The 14,467-nt window shown below is 64.7% G+C and carries 18 protein-coding genes; 11 read left to right on the top strand and 7 right to left on the bottom strand.

Translation table 11 applies throughout. The features are described 5' to 3' along the window. Window positions 1–41: 41 nt before the first annotated feature. From J3R73_RS17945 to J3R73_RS17925, 5 genes are all read right to left on the bottom strand, one after another. On the bottom strand, window positions 42–434 hold the full coding sequence (locus J3R73_RS17945) for a RidA family protein (RefSeq protein ID WP_307429714.1): 393 nt from the start codon (window positions 432–434) through the stop codon (window positions 42–44). A gap of 210 nt (window positions 435–644) precedes the next feature. Continuing rightward, a complete protein-coding gene (locus J3R73_RS17940; RefSeq protein WP_307429712.1) occupies window positions 645–1,409 on the bottom strand; it encodes an amino acid ABC transporter ATP-binding protein in 765 nt (254 codons plus the stop codon). 10 nt (window positions 1,410–1,419) lie between these two features. Then, window positions 1,420–2,073, bottom strand: a complete 654-nt coding sequence (locus J3R73_RS17935; protein ID WP_307429709.1) for an amino acid ABC transporter permease — start codon at window positions 2,071–2,073, stop codon at window positions 1,420–1,422. A gap of 15 nt (window positions 2,074–2,088) precedes the next feature. Then, window positions 2,089–2,748, bottom strand: coding sequence for an amino acid ABC transporter permease (locus tag J3R73_RS17930; protein WP_307429706.1), 660 nt, complete (start codon window positions 2,746–2,748; stop codon window positions 2,089–2,091). Between the two features lie 77 nt (window positions 2,749–2,825). After that, a complete protein-coding gene (locus tag J3R73_RS17925; protein ID WP_307429703.1) occupies window positions 2,826–3,668 on the bottom strand; it encodes a transporter substrate-binding protein in 843 nt (280 codons plus the stop codon). Between the two features lie 245 nt (window positions 3,669–3,913). On the opposite strand from J3R73_RS17925, the gene J3R73_RS17920 reads away from it, so the two are divergent. Beyond that, window positions 3,914–4,696, top strand: a complete 783-nt coding sequence (locus J3R73_RS17920) for an IclR family transcriptional regulator (RefSeq protein ID WP_307429701.1) — start codon at window positions 3,914–3,916, stop codon at window positions 4,694–4,696. A gap of 39 nt (window positions 4,697–4,735) precedes the next feature. Here J3R73_RS17920 and J3R73_RS17915 read toward each other — a convergent pair whose 3' ends face one another. After that, complete coding sequence (locus tag J3R73_RS17915; protein WP_307429698.1) at window positions 4,736–5,395, bottom strand: alpha/beta hydrolase; 660 nt, start codon at window positions 5,393–5,395, stop codon at window positions 4,736–4,738. A 247-nt stretch (window positions 5,396–5,642) separates the two neighbouring features. On the opposite strand from J3R73_RS17915, the gene J3R73_RS17910 reads away from it, so the two are divergent. The 10 genes from J3R73_RS17910 (at window position 5,643) to J3R73_RS17865 (ending at window position 14,012) form a co-directional block, all read left to right on the top strand. After that, complete coding sequence (locus J3R73_RS17910; RefSeq protein WP_307429695.1) at window positions 5,643–6,821, top strand: cysteine desulfurase family protein; 1,179 nt, start codon at window positions 5,643–5,645, stop codon at window positions 6,819–6,821. A 53-nt stretch (window positions 6,822–6,874) separates the two neighbouring features. Next, window positions 6,875–8,347 (top strand): Fe-S cluster assembly protein SufB, encoded by a 1,473-nt coding sequence (gene sufB / locus J3R73_RS17905; RefSeq protein ID WP_307429692.1) that lies wholly within the window; start codon window positions 6,875–6,877, stop codon window positions 8,345–8,347. A gap of 56 nt (window positions 8,348–8,403) precedes the next feature. After that, the gene (sufC, locus tag J3R73_RS17900; RefSeq protein WP_307429689.1) at window positions 8,404–9,150 is read left to right on the top strand and encodes a Fe-S cluster assembly ATPase SufC; all 747 of its coding nucleotides are present in this window, start codon (window positions 8,404–8,406) and stop codon (window positions 9,148–9,150) included. Between the two features lie 2 nt (window positions 9,151–9,152). Further along, window positions 9,153–10,475: a Fe-S cluster assembly protein SufD gene (gene sufD, locus J3R73_RS17895; RefSeq protein ID WP_307437456.1), complete on the top strand. Its 1,323-nt coding sequence runs from the start codon at window positions 9,153–9,155 to the stop codon at window positions 10,473–10,475. Between the two features lie 124 nt (window positions 10,476–10,599). Further along, window positions 10,600–11,823 carry a cysteine desulfurase gene (locus J3R73_RS17890; protein WP_370880098.1) on the top strand — a complete coding sequence of 408 codons (1,224 nt, stop codon included), beginning with the start codon at window positions 10,600–10,602 and terminating at the stop codon, window positions 11,821–11,823. Between the two features lie 11 nt (window positions 11,824–11,834). Continuing rightward, on the top strand, window positions 11,835–12,218 hold the full coding sequence (locus J3R73_RS17885; protein WP_307429683.1) for an SUF system Fe-S cluster assembly protein: 384 nt from the start codon (window positions 11,835–11,837) through the stop codon (window positions 12,216–12,218). A gap of 121 nt (window positions 12,219–12,339) precedes the next feature. After that, entirely contained in the window at window positions 12,340–12,717 is a 378-nt protein-coding gene (locus tag J3R73_RS17880) for a HesB/IscA family protein (protein ID WP_307437454.1), read from the top strand. Between the two features lie 28 nt (window positions 12,718–12,745). Next, on the top strand, window positions 12,746–13,108 hold the full coding sequence (locus J3R73_RS17875; RefSeq protein ID WP_307429680.1) for a TfoX/Sxy family protein: 363 nt from the start codon (window positions 12,746–12,748) through the stop codon (window positions 13,106–13,108). A gap of 12 nt (window positions 13,109–13,120) precedes the next feature. Beyond that, window positions 13,121–13,405, top strand: a complete 285-nt coding sequence (locus J3R73_RS17870; RefSeq protein ID WP_307429677.1) for a DUF1467 family protein — start codon at window positions 13,121–13,123, stop codon at window positions 13,403–13,405. An 82-nt stretch (window positions 13,406–13,487) separates the two neighbouring features. Further along, the gene (locus tag J3R73_RS17865) at window positions 13,488–14,012 is read left to right on the top strand and encodes a DsbA family protein (RefSeq protein WP_307429674.1); all 525 of its coding nucleotides are present in this window, start codon (window positions 13,488–13,490) and stop codon (window positions 14,010–14,012) included. Between the two features lie 116 nt (window positions 14,013–14,128). Here J3R73_RS17865 and J3R73_RS17860 read toward each other — a convergent pair whose 3' ends face one another. After that, window positions 14,129–14,356 carry a DUF2842 domain-containing protein gene (locus tag J3R73_RS17860; RefSeq protein WP_307429671.1) on the bottom strand — a complete coding sequence of 76 codons (228 nt, stop codon included), beginning with the start codon at window positions 14,354–14,356 and terminating at the stop codon, window positions 14,129–14,131. Window positions 14,357–14,467 lie beyond the last annotated feature (111 nt).

Below are 14,467 nucleotides of genomic sequence, written 5' to 3'. Positions count from 1 at the left end.
GGGCAGGAAGGGGCGGACAGGATGTCCGCACTCCCGGGTGATCAGCCCTTGGCGGGCGCGTAGGCGATCGCCTCGATCTCCACCTTGCAATCGACCATCATGTCGGCGCGAACGCAGGAGCGGGCCGGCAGGGCTTCGCCGAAATACTCGGCATAGACGCGGTTGAAGCTCCAGAAATCGCGGGTATCGGCCAGCCAGGCGGTGACCTTGACGACATGCGACAGGTCCAGCCCTGCGACGGCCAGCGCCGCCTTCACATTCTCGATGGTGACCGTCGTCTGCTCGACGATGCCGCCGGAAACGATCTCGCCATCCGGCCCCATCGCGACCTGGCCGGATATGAAGACGAAATCGCCGGCGCGCACGGCCTTGACGAAGGGCAGGCTCTTGCCGCCGGCGCCGCTTCCCGCGGACCCAAACCGTTCGATTGTCATGATGATTCTCTGTCCTTGTTGCCGGTGGATCCTGAACGAATGCTCGGATCCGAGTTGAAACGGGAGTGCGGACATCCTGTCCAGGCCGCTCAATCAAGAATAGCGCGATCCCCTTCTCGTGAACGGGAGACGCAAGCTTATGCCCTTATGGCGCCGCCGATGTCCGTGTCTCGAAGTGTCGCGCCTGCAGGAAAGGTTCGGGATCCGCATCTAACCACGCGCATTGCCGAGGAATTCGGTGAGCCGCGCGCTCTTGGGGCTGCCGAAGATCTCGGCCGGCGTGCCCTGTTCGGCGATGCGTCCCTTCTCCATGAAGACGATGCGGTGGGAGACGTCGCGGGCAAACCGCATTTCATGCGTGACGAGAAGCAGGGTCGCTCCTTCGCTCGCCAGGCTTTTCACCGTCGCCAGCACCTCCTGCACCAGCTCCGGGTCGAGGGCCGAGGTGATCTCGTCGAGCAGGACCAGCTTCGGGTTCATCGCGAGGGCGCGAGCGATGGCGACGCGCTGCTGCTGGCCGCCGGACAGCTGGCTCGGGTGATTGTCCATGCGCTCGCCGAGGCCGACACGGCGCAGCCAGCTCTCGGCGATCGAGCGCGCCTCGTCCTTCGGAAGACGCTTCACCTTGCGCAGGCCCAGCATGACGTTGCCGATGGCGCTGAGATGCGGAAAGAGGTTGAAGCTCTGGAACACCATGCCGGTCATCGAACGCTGGCGGGAAAGCTCACGGTCGCCGAGGCGGTGGCGCCTGCCGCCGGAGACGCGATAGCCGATGGACTCGCCGTCCAGCAGCACCTCGCCGTCTTCGAACTCCTCCATCAGGTTCACGCAACGCAGCAGCGTGGTCTTGCCGGAACCGCTCGATCCGATGATCGAGACGACTTCCTTTTCCTGCACGTCGAGATCCACGCCCTTGAGCACCTCGGTCTTGCCGAAATGCTTATGAAGCGCCCGGATCTGCAGAAGCGGTGGCATGGTCGTCTCCTTAGCGAAACGCGACGCGGCGCTCGATCGCCTTGCCGAGGCGCTCGATGCCGAAATTCAGGACGAAATAGACGGCACCCGCAAAAAGATAGAACTGCATCGACATGAAGTTGCGGCTGATCACCTCCTGCGTCTTGAGCAGCAGTTCGCCGACGCCGATCACCGAAAGCAGCGTGGAGGCTTTGACCAGTTCGACGCCGGTATTGATCCATGTCGGCAGGATGGAGCGCATCGCCTGCGGCAGCAGTACATAGGCGAGGGTCTGCGGGAAGGTGAGGCCGATGGAGCGGGCGCCTTCGGTCTGTCCGCGCGGAATGGATTGCAGCGCCCCGCGCAGGATCTCGGCGACATGGGCACCGCAGAACAGCGTCAGGGCGATGATGCCGGCGAAGAAGGTACCGAGCTTCAGCCCGATGACGGCCGGCATGTAGAAGGTCGTCAGGATCAGCACCAGCACCGGCGTTCCCCGCAGGATGTCGATATAGATGCGGCAGATCCACCGCACCGCCAGCGGCCCATAGACGATGAGCAGGCCGACAACGGTGCCGAGCAGCGTACCGAGGACGATCGAGGCGACCGAACTGCCGATCGTCTGCATGAGCCCGCTGAGGAGCGGGTAGCGGGCGATCCACACTTCATTGAGGAAGGACGACATGGGGGCCACCGCTGGTCAGAATTTCGGGAAACGCCGCTCGAGGCCGCGTAGCGCGGCCGCCATCAGCAGGCAGGTGGCGATGTAGAGCGCGCTCGCCACCGTCCAGGTCTCGACGATGCGGAAGCTCTCGATGTTGATCTTGCGCGCCTGGTAGGTCAGCTCAGGAATGGCGATGGTCGCCGCGATCGAGGTGTCCTTGAACAGGGAGATGAAGGTGCTGCCGAGCGCCGGCAGGGCGTTGCGCAGCATGATCGGGGTGACGACGTAGAGGCTGGTCTGCAGCCGCGTCAGCCCGATGGCGCGGGCTGCTTCCACGACACCCTTCGGCACCGAGATCAAGCCGGCGCGGAATACCTCGCTGAGGTAGGCGCCGGAATAGACGGTGAGGGCGGTGATGAAGCTCGCGGACTGGTTCAGCTTGAGGCCGGCATCCGGCAGTGCGAAGAAGATCATGAGGACGATGATATAGATCGGCTCATTGCGGATGATCGTCACATAGACCGAGACCAGGCTTCGCACGGTTCGCGACGAGCTCACGCTGGCAAAACCGCACACCAGGCCGATGATCGAGCCGAGGGAAACGGAGGCCAGCGCCAGTAGCAGCCCGAGTCCCAGCCCCCCCAGCAATTTGTCGAAATTGGCCCAGACGGTCGCAAAATTCAGCGTGTAGCCCACTCGATCCTCCAGCCCGCCGGGCCGTCACCGGTCTTCGTCGGAACGGCAGGCGATGTCCCGCCTGCCGCTCATGCGTGTCAGCGCATTTCGGCCGGGAAGCCGGGCTTCGGCTCCGGCGGCGTCTCGCCGAACCAGGTCTCGAAGGATTTCTTGTAATCGGCGAAGTCGACACCGGTCATCGCTTCGCGGAGGGCCGTGTTGACGAAGTTGAGCCAGTCCTGGTCACCCTGCTTGACGGCACAGGAATAGGTCTGCGGGTTCCAGCCATAGCCGGCGTCGACATACCTGTCGGGGTTCTTCTTCATGAACCAGCGCAGGGACGACATGTCCGTCGCTGCAGCCGCCGCGCGGCCGGAGTTGAGGGCCTGATACATCAGGTCGACGCTGTCATACTGGTCGACCTTCGCCTGCGGCAAGGCCTGATGCACCATGTCCTCGGCATAGACGTTCTGCAGCACCGAGACGGTGACGTCGGCGCCGGCGGCCTTGAGGGCGGCGTAGTCGGCATATTTGCCGTTCTTGGTCATCAGGAGGCCGACGCCTTCCCGATAATAGGGCACGGTGAAGGCGACCTGTTGGGCGCGGGGTGCCGTGACGGTCATCGCCTGGCAGGTGATGTCGACCTGTCCGGTGGTGATGTTCGGGATGCGCGCATCCGACGACTGGGTCACGAACTCGACCTTGGTCGGATCGTTGAACAGGCCCTTGGCGATGATGCGGCCGATATCGATGTCGAAGCCGGCGAGTTCGCCCTTGTCGTCCTGGAAATGCCAGGGCGGGTTGGTGCTGCCCGTGCCGACGATCAGCTTGCCGCGAGCCAGGACTTCCTGGAGCTTGCCGTCCGCCTGGGCGCCGCCGATGGTGGCTATGGAAAGCGCGATCGCCCCCAGCCCGGCGACAAGGACCTTGGCCAATTTCATCGTTTAATTCCCTCTGTTGTCATCCCGGCTTATGGTGTCTCTTATTTGAGACACTAGTCTTCTCCCGAAGACAGGGGCGACGCTATACGGCCTGCCAAATTTGTGTCAAGAGGGGCGGAGGGAACGTGGTCGATCGCCGCTGTCCCGAAGCGCGGTGCAGGGGCGGCCTCCAATTCGCGCGATGAGACGGACTGCGACAGGCCCTTGGAATGCGACAGGCCCTTGGCGAATATGGATTGCGGACGATGAATGAGCGGGTGGACCAATCGGCGCTGATGCCGCAGCCGACCGAGCGTCAGCGCGGCATCGACCGCGTCATCGATGTGCTCGATGCGCTGCTGCGCCTGCGCGCGCCGACGAAGGTGGGCGACCTCGCCCGGCGGATCGGGGCGCCGCGCTCGACGCTCTATGCCCTCGTCAACAGGCTGGTCGAAGCGGAAATCCTCGAACCGGTCGGCGAGGATGGCTATATCTATTTCGGCAAGGCGCTGCATCTCTATGGGCGGGCCTATGCCGAGGCCAACCCCCTCCACCGGCGCTGCCGGGCCATGCTCGACAAGCTCGCGCAGGAGACCAGCGCCACCGCGCAGCTCTGCGCGCTCCGCGGCCACAAATATGTCGTGGTGGATTCCTGCGACGGCTCCGGGCTGTTCCGCATCACCACGGATATCGGCGTGGAGGTGCCTCTGCCCTGGACGGCGTCGGGCCGGCTGCTGCTGGATCACATGAGCGCCGACGAGGTCAGGGCTTTCGTGCCGCCCGAAGACTACACCTTGCCGGACGGCCGCATCCTCGACGTCGACGAATTCGTGGCCGCCGTCGCCCTGGCACGGCAGCAAGGGCGCTGCATCACCACCAGCCTGTCGGACCGCTTCACCTCGTGCCTGGCGGCCCCCATCCGCGACCGGCGCGGCGTCGCGGTCGCCACGCTCTGCCTCGTCATTCCCGCCGATTCCGCCGAGACCCGCAAGCAGGAACTGCTCGACCGCATCGCCGAAGCGGCGCTGGAATTGTCGGACCGGGTATGACGACGTCAGGGCCGATCCTCGGATCGGCCCTTTGCGAGCTTACACGGCTTCGAGGCCGGCGAGGCCGAGGCGCTTGTCGAGATAGGACGAGCAGGAGGCGATCAACTCGTCCGTCTTGTTGTCGAAGAAGTGATTGGCGCCGGAGATCACCGACTGCTCGATGACGATGCCCTTCTGCGTCTTCAGCTTCGACACCAGCGTCTCGACATCCTTCAGCGGCGCCACGCGGTCCGCATCGCCATGCACGATCAGGCCGGAGGACGGGCAGGGCGCGAGGAAGGAGAAGTCGAAGCGGTTGGCGGGCGGTGCCACCGAAATGAAGCCCTCGATTTCCGGACGGCGCATCAGAAGCTGCATGCCGATCCAGGCGCCGAAGGAAACGCCCGCGATCCAGCAGGATTTGGCTTCCGGCGTGACGGCCTGCACCCAGTCCAGCGCCGAGGCGGCATCGGACAATTCGCCGGCGCCGTGGTCGAACGAGCCCTGGCTGCGGCCGACGCCGCGGAAATTGAAGCGCAACGCCGAGAATCCGCGCTGGACGAAAGCGTAGAAGAGATCGTAAACGATCTTGTTGTTCATCGTTCCGCCGAACTGCGGATGCGGATGCAGGACGATGGCGATCGGCGCTCCGCGCTGCTTGGACGGCTGGAAGCGGCCTTCGATGCGGCCTGCGGGACCGGTGAACGTGACCTCGGGCATAAATGGATTGCCTTTTTGTAAGCTTTGAACCCGTGCGGCGGCTCCGAAACTGGCCTTGACGACCGGGATCGGACGGAGTAACTTCTTTAGAATTATTCTAAAGAGTTCATCTCTGCAGCGATGCGTTTCGGTTCCTGCGCCGTCAAGACGCAATGCACCCAGCCCGCGTTCGGGTTGCGCTTCTTAACATGAAGAGTAGGGCGCTTTGCAAGCTTTTCCGCATCGACGAGAACGACGGATTTGACGTTTGGCCACGGCACGCACCTATCTCGATCACAACGCAACGACGCCGATGCGGTCCGAAGCCCGTGCGGCGATGCTGACGGCGCTCGAGCGGTGCGGCGCGCCGTCCTCCATACATGGGGACGGGCGCGCCATGCGCAAGCTGGTCGAAACGGCACGCCATGACGTCGCCGCGCTCGTCGGCGCGCCGGCCCGCAACGTCGTGTTCTGTTCGTCGGCGACCGAAGCCAACAATCTCGCGCTTTGCCTCGACTGGCAGCGCGGGCGGGCCGCTCCCCTGGGACGCGCCGCCGTCTCGGCCGTCGAACATGCGAGCGTGCTGAGCGGCGGCCGCATCCCCGCCGATCGCCTCGCTCTGCTTCCCGTCGATGCCCGCGGCATGGTCGACCTCGCCGGCGCTTCCGCCTTGCTGGAGCGCTGGCGGGCCGAAGGAATTGCCGGACTGGTTTCGGTGATGCTCGCGAACAACGAGACGGGCGTCCTGCAGCCGGTGGCCGCGCTCGCCGAGCGGGTGCACGCGGCCGGCGGGATCCTGCATTGCGATGCCGCCCAGGCCGCCGGAAAAATTCCCCTTGATATCAGGGATCTCGGGGTGGATCTTATCACGATTTCGAGCCACAAGCTCGGCGGCCCCCTTGGTGCGGGCGCGCTCGTGATGGCGAGCGAGGCGCTGCATCTGCCGAACCCGCTGCTGCGCGGCGGCGGCCAGGAGCGGGGATGGCGGGCAGGGACGGAGAATGTCCCCGCCATCGCCGGCTTCGGCGCGGCCGCGGCTGCCGCGGCGCGCGATCTCACCGCCGATGCCGAGCGCTGCCGTGCCTTGCTGGCGGTGCTGGAAGAGGGGGTGCGTGCGATTGCGCCGGAGGCCGTCATCTTCGGCGAGGGCGCGCCGCGCCTGCCCAACACGCTATGCTTCGCCGAACCCGGCATCGCCGCCGAGACGGCGCTGATCGCGCTCGACCTCGAAGGCATTTCCGTGTCCTCGGGCTCGGCCTGCTCGTCCGGCAAGGTCAAGGTCAGCCATGTGCTGACGGCGATGGGTGTGCCGCCGGACCTTGCCGCCTGTGCCCTCCGCGTCTCTCTGGGGCGGGAAACATTGGCAGAAGAGGTCGAGTTTTTCGTCGCGGTCTGGACAAGGCTGCGCAAGAGCTTACATGACAGGAAACAGCATCGGGCCGCTTAATCGCCTGAAGGAAATGTAAAATTTGCCGTCGCGAGACGGCACAGGAGATTTAAATGCCTGCAGTCCAGGAAACCGTCGCCCAAGTCCGCGCGATCGATGTCGACCAATACAAATACGGCTTCGCGACCGACGTCGAGATGGAACTGGCCCCCAAGGGCCTTTCCGAGGACATTGTGCGCTATATCTCGGACAAGAAGGGCGAGCCGGCCTGGATGACGGAGTGGCGTCTGGACGCCTACAGGCGCTGGAAGACCATGCAGGAGCCGACCTGGGCCCGCGTCGAATATCCGTCGATCGACTATCAGGATCTCTATTATTACGCCGCGCCGAAGAAGAACGGCGCGCCGAAGTCGCTCGACGAGATCGACCCCGAGATCCTCAAGACCTATGAGAAGCTCGGTATCCCCCTGCGCGAAGTCGAGATGATCGAAGGCGTGGTGCCGGCCAATCGCATCGCGGTCGACGCGGTCTTCGATTCCGTCTCGGTGGTGACGACCTTCAAGGAGGAATTGAGGAAGGCGGGCGTGATCTTCTGCTCGATTTCGGAAGCTCTGCGTGAGCATCCCGAACTCGTGCGCAAATATCTCGGCACGGTGGTGCCGGTGACCGACAATTTCTTCGCCACGCTGAATGCCGCGGTGTTCTCCGACGGCTCCTTCGTCTATGTGCCGCCGGGCGTGCGCTGCCCGATGGAGCTGTCGACCTATTTCCGCATCAATGAGGAGAAGACCGGCCAGTTCGAGCGTACGCTGATCATCGCGGACAAGGGCGCCTATGTGTCCTATCTCGAAGGCTGCACGGCGCCGCGCCGTGACGAGAACCAGCTTCACGCCGCCGTGGTCGAGCTGATCGCCCTCGATGACGCCGAGATCAAATATTCCACCGTGCAGAACTGGTATCCGGGCAATTCCGAGGGCAAGGGTGGCATCTACAACTTCGTCACCAAGCGGGGCGATTGCCGCGGGGCGCGCTCGAAGATCTCCTGGACCCAGGTCGAGACCGGATCGGCCATCACCTGGAAATATCCCTCTTGCATCCTTAGGGGCGAGGGATCCCAGGGCGAGTTCTATTCGATCGCCGTCTCGAACGGGCGCCAGCAGGTCGATTCCGGCACCAAGATGATCCATCTCGGCAAGAACACCAAGAGCCGGATCATCTCCAAGGGCATTTCGGCCGGCCGTTCGAACAACACCTATCGCGGCCTCGTCTCCGCCCATCGCAAGGCTTCCGGCGCGCGCAATTTCACCAATTGCGATTCGCTGCTGATCGGCGAGCACTGCGGCGCGCATACCGTGCCCTATATCGAATCCAAGAATGCCAGCGCGGTGTTCGAACACGAGGCGACCACCTCGAAGATCTCCGACGACCAGCTCTTCTATTGCCTCCAGCGCGGCCTCTCGGCCGAGGAGGCGACGGCGCTGATCGTCAACGGCTTCGTCAAGGAAGTGCTGCAGCATCTGCCGATGGAGTTCGCGGTCGAGGCGCAGAAACTCATCTCGATCAGCCTCGAAGGCAGCGTCGGCTGATCCGACGGCCTTGTTCAGCGCCGTCGCGGCGAACCATTTTGGGAAAACCAGGAACTATGCTCGAAATCAAGAACCTCAGCGCCGAAATCGACGGCAAGCAGATCCTCGACGGCCTCACCCTCTCGGTGGCAGACGGTGAGGTCGCCGCCATCATGGGGCCGAACGGGTCGGGCAAGTCGACGCTGTCCTACATCCTCGCCGGCAAGAGCGACTACACCGTCACCGGCGGTGAGATCCTGCTCGACGGAGAGAGCCTTCTCGACGTGCCGGTCGAGGAGCGCGCCGCCCGCGGCGTCTTCCTCGCCTTCCAATATCCGCTGGAGATTCCGGGCGTCGCCACCATGACCTTCCTGAAGGCAGCCCTGAACGCCCAGCGCAAGGCGCGCGGCGAAGCGGAACTGACGACGCCGGAGTTCATCAAGCGCGTGAACGGCGCTGCCGATGCGCTTAAGATCCCACGAGAAATGCTGCGCCGCGCCTTTAATGTCGGCTTCTCGGGCGGCGAGAAGAAGCGCATGGAAATCCTGCAGATGGCCTTGCTGCAGCCGAGCCTGGCCGTGCTCGACGAGACCGATTCCGGCCTCGACATCGATGCGTTGAAGATCGTCGCCGACGGCGTCAACGGACTGCGTTCGCCCAAGCGCTCCTTCATCGTCATCACCCATTACCAGCGCCTGCTCGACCATATCGTGCCCGACAGCGTGCACGTCCTGTCCAAGGGGCGCATCGTCAAGTCCGGCGGCAAGGAACTGGCGCTCGAGCTGGAAGCCAACGGCTATCGCGACTACCAGGAAGCGGCGTGACCATGGCCAATGTCATCCCCGTGAAGACGCCGGCCGAAACGGCGCTCGGCGAGGCCTTCGGCAGGCTGCGTGAGACGCTTCCGGGCGGCGGCGGCGTCCTGAGCCTGCGCGACGGCGCCATCGCGAAGTTCCGCGAGAAGGGCCTGCCGCACCGCCGGGTCGAGGAATGGAAATATACCGACCTGCGTAACCTCATGCGCGAGGCCAACCCGGTCGCCACCGGTTGCGAGGGAGCGCCGGCCGAACCGGGCAAGGCGGAAGCCTTCCTGGCCGGCATCGAGCATATCCGCCTGGTCGTGCTGGACGGCGCGTTTTCCCCAGGCCTGTCGACCGTCTCGGCCCTCCCGCCGGGCCTGCACGTCACCTCGCTCGCCGACGCCCTTGCGCGGGGCGACGAGGCGCTGATCCGGGCCTTGGGCGCGGGTTCGCCCGACAATGCGGTGCTCGACCTCAACACCGCCTTCATGAGCGACGGCGTGGTCGTCACCGTGGACGCCGGTGTCCGCATCGACGTTCCCGTGGCGATCGAGACCCGGCACAGCGCCCCGACGGCGCAGGCGACCTTCACGCGCTCGCTGGTCGCGCTCGGCGCAGGCGCCGGCTTGACGCTGATCGACAGTTATGAAGGTCCGGATGGCGTCGCCCACCAGACCAATGCGGCGCTGGCGATCGAAATTGGTGACGGCGCGCGGCTCCATCGGGTGAGCATTCAGTGCCAAGCCCTTGAGGCGCAGCAGATTTCTTCTCTCTTCGTGACCCTCGGCAAGGGCGCTTCGCTGCAGAGCTTCGCGCTTGAGGCGGGGGCGGCGCTCGCGCGCAACCAGCTCTTCGTCACCTATGCCGGCGACAACGCCAAGGCGATGATCGCGGGGGCCGCCCTGCTTGCCGGCACGCGCCATGCCGACACTACATTGGTCGTCGATCACGCGGCGCTCGGCGGCGAAAGCCGCGAATTGTTCAAGGCGGTGATCGACGGCGAGGCCCGTTCTGTGTTCCAGGGCAAGATCGTCGTGCGGCCGGGGGCGCAGAAGACCGATGGCCGGATGATGAGCCAGTCCCTCCTCCTGTCGGAAGGGGCGGAGGCAGATGCCAAGCCGGAACTGGAGATCTTCGCCGACGACGTGCAATGCGCCCATGGTGCAACCTGCGGCGCGCTCGACGAGGACCTGCTGTTCTACTGCAAGGCGCGCGGCATTCCCCAGGCCGCCGCGGAAGCCATCCTGGTCCAGGCCTTCGTAGGCGAAGCCGTCGAGACGGTGGAGAACGAGGCGCTGCGCGAGCGTCTGCTGACGGTCACCGAAGCGTGGCTGGCGAAGCGGGTGTAGCGCGTGGCGGGGCGCCCGCGCACCTTGGATTCGGCATTTCATGTATCTTTTGAAGATGCGTCGGTAACTATTTGATTTATGGCAATTCGGGAAGGAATAGATCGTGGACAAGCCTGTTGCCGCCATGCCCTACGACGTCGCCAGGGTCCGCGCCGATTTTCCCGCTCTGGCCCTGCAGATCTATGGCAAGCCGCTCGTCTATCTCGACAACGGGGCGTCCGCACAAAAGCCGCAGGCCGTGCTCGACCGCATGATGCACGCCTATACGCATGAATATGCCAATGTTCATCGCGGCCTGCACTATCTCGCCAATGCGGCGACCGAGGCCTATGAGGCGGGCCGCGAGAGCGTGCGCCGGTTTCTCAATGCGCCGTCGACCGAGCAGATCGTCTTTTCGCGCTCGGCGACGGAGTCGCTCAATCTCGTCGCCGCCTCGATGGGGCGCCTCCTGGAGATCGGCGAGGGCGACGAGATCGTGCTGTCGATCATGGAGCATCATTCCAACGTGGTGCCCTGGCATTTCCATCGCGAGCGGGCCGGCGCGGTGCTGAAATGGGCGCCGGTGCGCGAAGACGGCTCCTTCGACCTCGAAGTCTTCGAAAGGCTGCTCACGCCGCGCACCAAGATCGTGGCGATCACCCATATGTCGAATGTGCTGGGCACGGTGACGCCGCTCAAGGATATCGTGGCGATGGCCCATGCCCGCGGCATCCCGGTGCTCGCCGACGGCAGCCAGGGCGCGGTGCATCTCGACGTCGATGTGCAGGACCTCGATGTCGATTTCTATGCCTTCACCGGCCACAAGGTCTACGGGCCGACCGGCATCGGCGTGCTCTACGGCAAGAAGGAATGGCTCGAGCGGATGCCGCCTTTCAATGGCGGCGGCGAGATGATCGGCGAAGTCACCGAGGACAACGTCACCTATGCGGCTCCCCCGCATCGCTTCGAGGCGGGGACGCCGCCCATCGTCCAGGCCATCGGCCTCGGCGCGGCGCTGGACTACATGATGGCGCTCGGACGCGAGAATATCCGTGCACATGAGGAGAAGCTGCTGCATTATGCCCGTGAGCGGCTGTCGAAGCTCAATTCGGTCCGGATCTTCGGCGAGGCGCCGGGCAAGGGCGGCATCGTATCGTTCGAACTGAAGAACGCCCATGCGCATGACGTCGCCACGGTGCTCGACCGCCACGGTGTGGCGGTGCGGGCGGGAACGCATTGCGCCCAGCCGCTTTTGGCGCGATATGGCGTGACATCGACATGCCGTGCTTCCTTCGGGCTCTACAATACGCTCGAGGAGGTCGACATGCTCGTCGAGGCGCTGAACAAGGCGCAGACCTTTTTTGCATGACGGAGGCATTCATGGCCGACGCAGATCTGGCCGAGACCAGGCCCAATGAACCCGCCGTGGCCGGTGCGACCGCACTGCCGCCCGAGGAGATAGACCGGCTGACCGATGGCATCGTCGCGGCGCTGAAGACGGTCTACGATCCCGAAATTCCCGCCGACATCTATGAACTCGGCCTGATCTACCGCGTCGAGATCGCGGATGACCGCAAGGTGTCCATCGACATGACGCTGACGGCGCCGGGCTGCCCCGTCGCCGGGGAGATGCCCGGCTGGGTCGAAAACGCGGTCCTGAGCGTTCCCGGCGTGTCGGACGTGCAGGTCACCATGGTCTTCGATCCGCCGTGGGACCAGTCGCGCATGTCGGACGAGGCGCGCGTGGCGCTCGACATGTGGTGAGGGCCGAGGGGCTCGCATTCTCCAGGCCCTCGCATTGTCCTGGAATCGAGCCTATATTGGGGTCGTATCGTCCGAGGGCCGGGCCTTGAACCCGGCGCTGTTGGAGTGGCAAGTGAGCAAGATTCGTCCCAAGTTCAAAGTCGTGTCGCTGACGGATGCGGCGGCCGAGAAGATCAAGTCCATCATGGCGGGCGCCGACAGGCCCTTCGAAGGGGTGCGGGTCGGCGTGAAGAACGGCGGTTGTGCCGGCATGTCCTACACGATGGAATATGCCGAGGCGGTCCATCCTCTCGACGAGATCGTCGAGGACAAGGGCGTGAAGGTCCTGATCGACCCCAAGGCCGTGCTTTTCCTGCTCGGCACCGAGATGGACTACAAGACCGACAAGCTGTCGGCGCAATTCGTGTTCAACAATCCGAACCAGACATCCGCCTGCGGCTGCGGGGAATCGGTCGCCATCACGCCGGCTTCCGACGCGGCGTTGGAAGCGACGCCCTGAGGTCCGCCGATCGAGGTCTTTGCCGACGATGGATCCGGATCATCTGCGTGATCTCTTCGCCGGCCTGCCGCAATTGAGCATCAGGCGCTTGTTCGGCGGCGTCGGGCTCTATTCGGAGGGACGGGTGTTCGCGCTCGGCGCCTTCGAGCAGATCTGGATCAAGGCGGATGCGCAGACCATCCCGCTGTTCCAGCAGGCTGGTTCCGCTCCGTTCACCTATCAGGGCAGGACACGAACGGTGACCCTTCCCTATTGGAGCTTGCCGGACGAAGCGCTCGACGATCCCGAACAGGCGTTGAAATGGGCGAGGCTCGGGCTGGCCGCATCGCGGCGGGCATTCGAGGCAGGGCCTCGGCAACGTCGTGCCAGGGCCTTGCGGTCAACTTCTTGAGAAACGGACGCCATGTCGCCCCTGCTTTCGGTCGCCCTCTTCTTCGTCATCTGGTGGATGACGCTGTTCGCCATCCTGCCGCTCGGCGTCAAGAGCCAGTTCGAGGCCGGCGAGGTCGTGCCCGGCAGCGAAGGGGCGGCTCCGCAGCGGCCGATGCTGCTGCGCAAGGCGGCCCTGACGACCCTTGTCGCTGCCATTCTCTTTGCCTGTGTCTATGTGGTAGTGTCGCACCACCTCTTCTACCAGACGCTGTTCGATTTCGGTCCCGCCTCCGTCGAGGTCGGGCGAGGGGGCTGATCGGCGCCTCGTCCGGCGACGGCGCCGCCACGAACCCTCGCTTTCCGGCGCCAGCCTATCCCACGTGATCTGGAGGTCGAGCGTGAGCACCCTTTCCCAGCCGGTCGGTCCGCGCGATCACGCCCAGGGCCCCGCAGATGCGGCGGTCACGCTCGTCGAATATGGCGATTTCGAATGTCCCTATTGCGGGGAGACGGTGGGCGTCATCGACGCCGTGCGCGACCTCATGGGCGATCGGCTGCGCTATGTGTTCCGGCATTTTCCCGTGACGCGCCTGCATCCCCATGCCCATCGCGCCGCCGAGTTCTCCGAAGCCGCCGATGACATCGGCCGGTTCTGGCCGATGCATCGCATCCTCTACGACAATCAGGAGAGGCTCGACGACCGTTCGCTGCGTGCCTATGGCCGCAGGCTCGGCTTGAGCGAAGCGGCGATGGCGGATGCCTTCAACGACCGCTTCGCCGATCGTATCGAGGCGGATTTCCGCAGCGGCATCGACAGCGGCGTCAACGCCACGCCGACCTTGTTCGTCAACGGGCAGCGCTATGACGGCCGGCGCGACGTCAGGGGGCTGCACGCGGCGTTGCTGGCGGCGGCAGGCCTCTGACCCTTCCCGGGAGCGCGGACATCCTGTCCGCCCTTACACATTGCCGGCCGAGAATCGCGGGTCCGCGAGGCCGGTCCCGCACCTGCCGCCCGGTCGGACCCGGCGAGCCGCAGATGTCACCGCCGGTCGGCGGGCGCCTTGCGGGCCGGCTTTTCCATCCATTTGATGATGAGCATCGCCGGAAGCACCCAGGCCAGGCCGAGGGCCGCATAGAGGACCGGCTGGATCCAGACGGGGGTGTCGTTGACGCGGCCTTCCGCGAGGGCCATCGCCACGAGCGCGTAGACGACCACGAGGACCAGCATCATGACCGACCCGACCAGCTTGCGCAGAGGAGGGCGCATATCGTTCTCCTGCACCAGGGCACTGCGACGCGAGTGCACGTTGCCCGTGGTTGACGTGTTGTATATCTGTTCCCGCTTCTAGAGCATAATCGGGCCGGTGCGAAGAGGCCG

It is taken from the genome of Labrys monachus (assembly GCF_030814655.1).
In the GTDB taxonomy this organism is placed as follows: domain Bacteria; phylum Pseudomonadota; class Alphaproteobacteria; order Rhizobiales; family Labraceae; genus Labrys; species Labrys monacha.
Note: the sequence above shows the minus strand (reverse complement) of the source record. Positions and strands in the feature narration are given on the sequence as shown.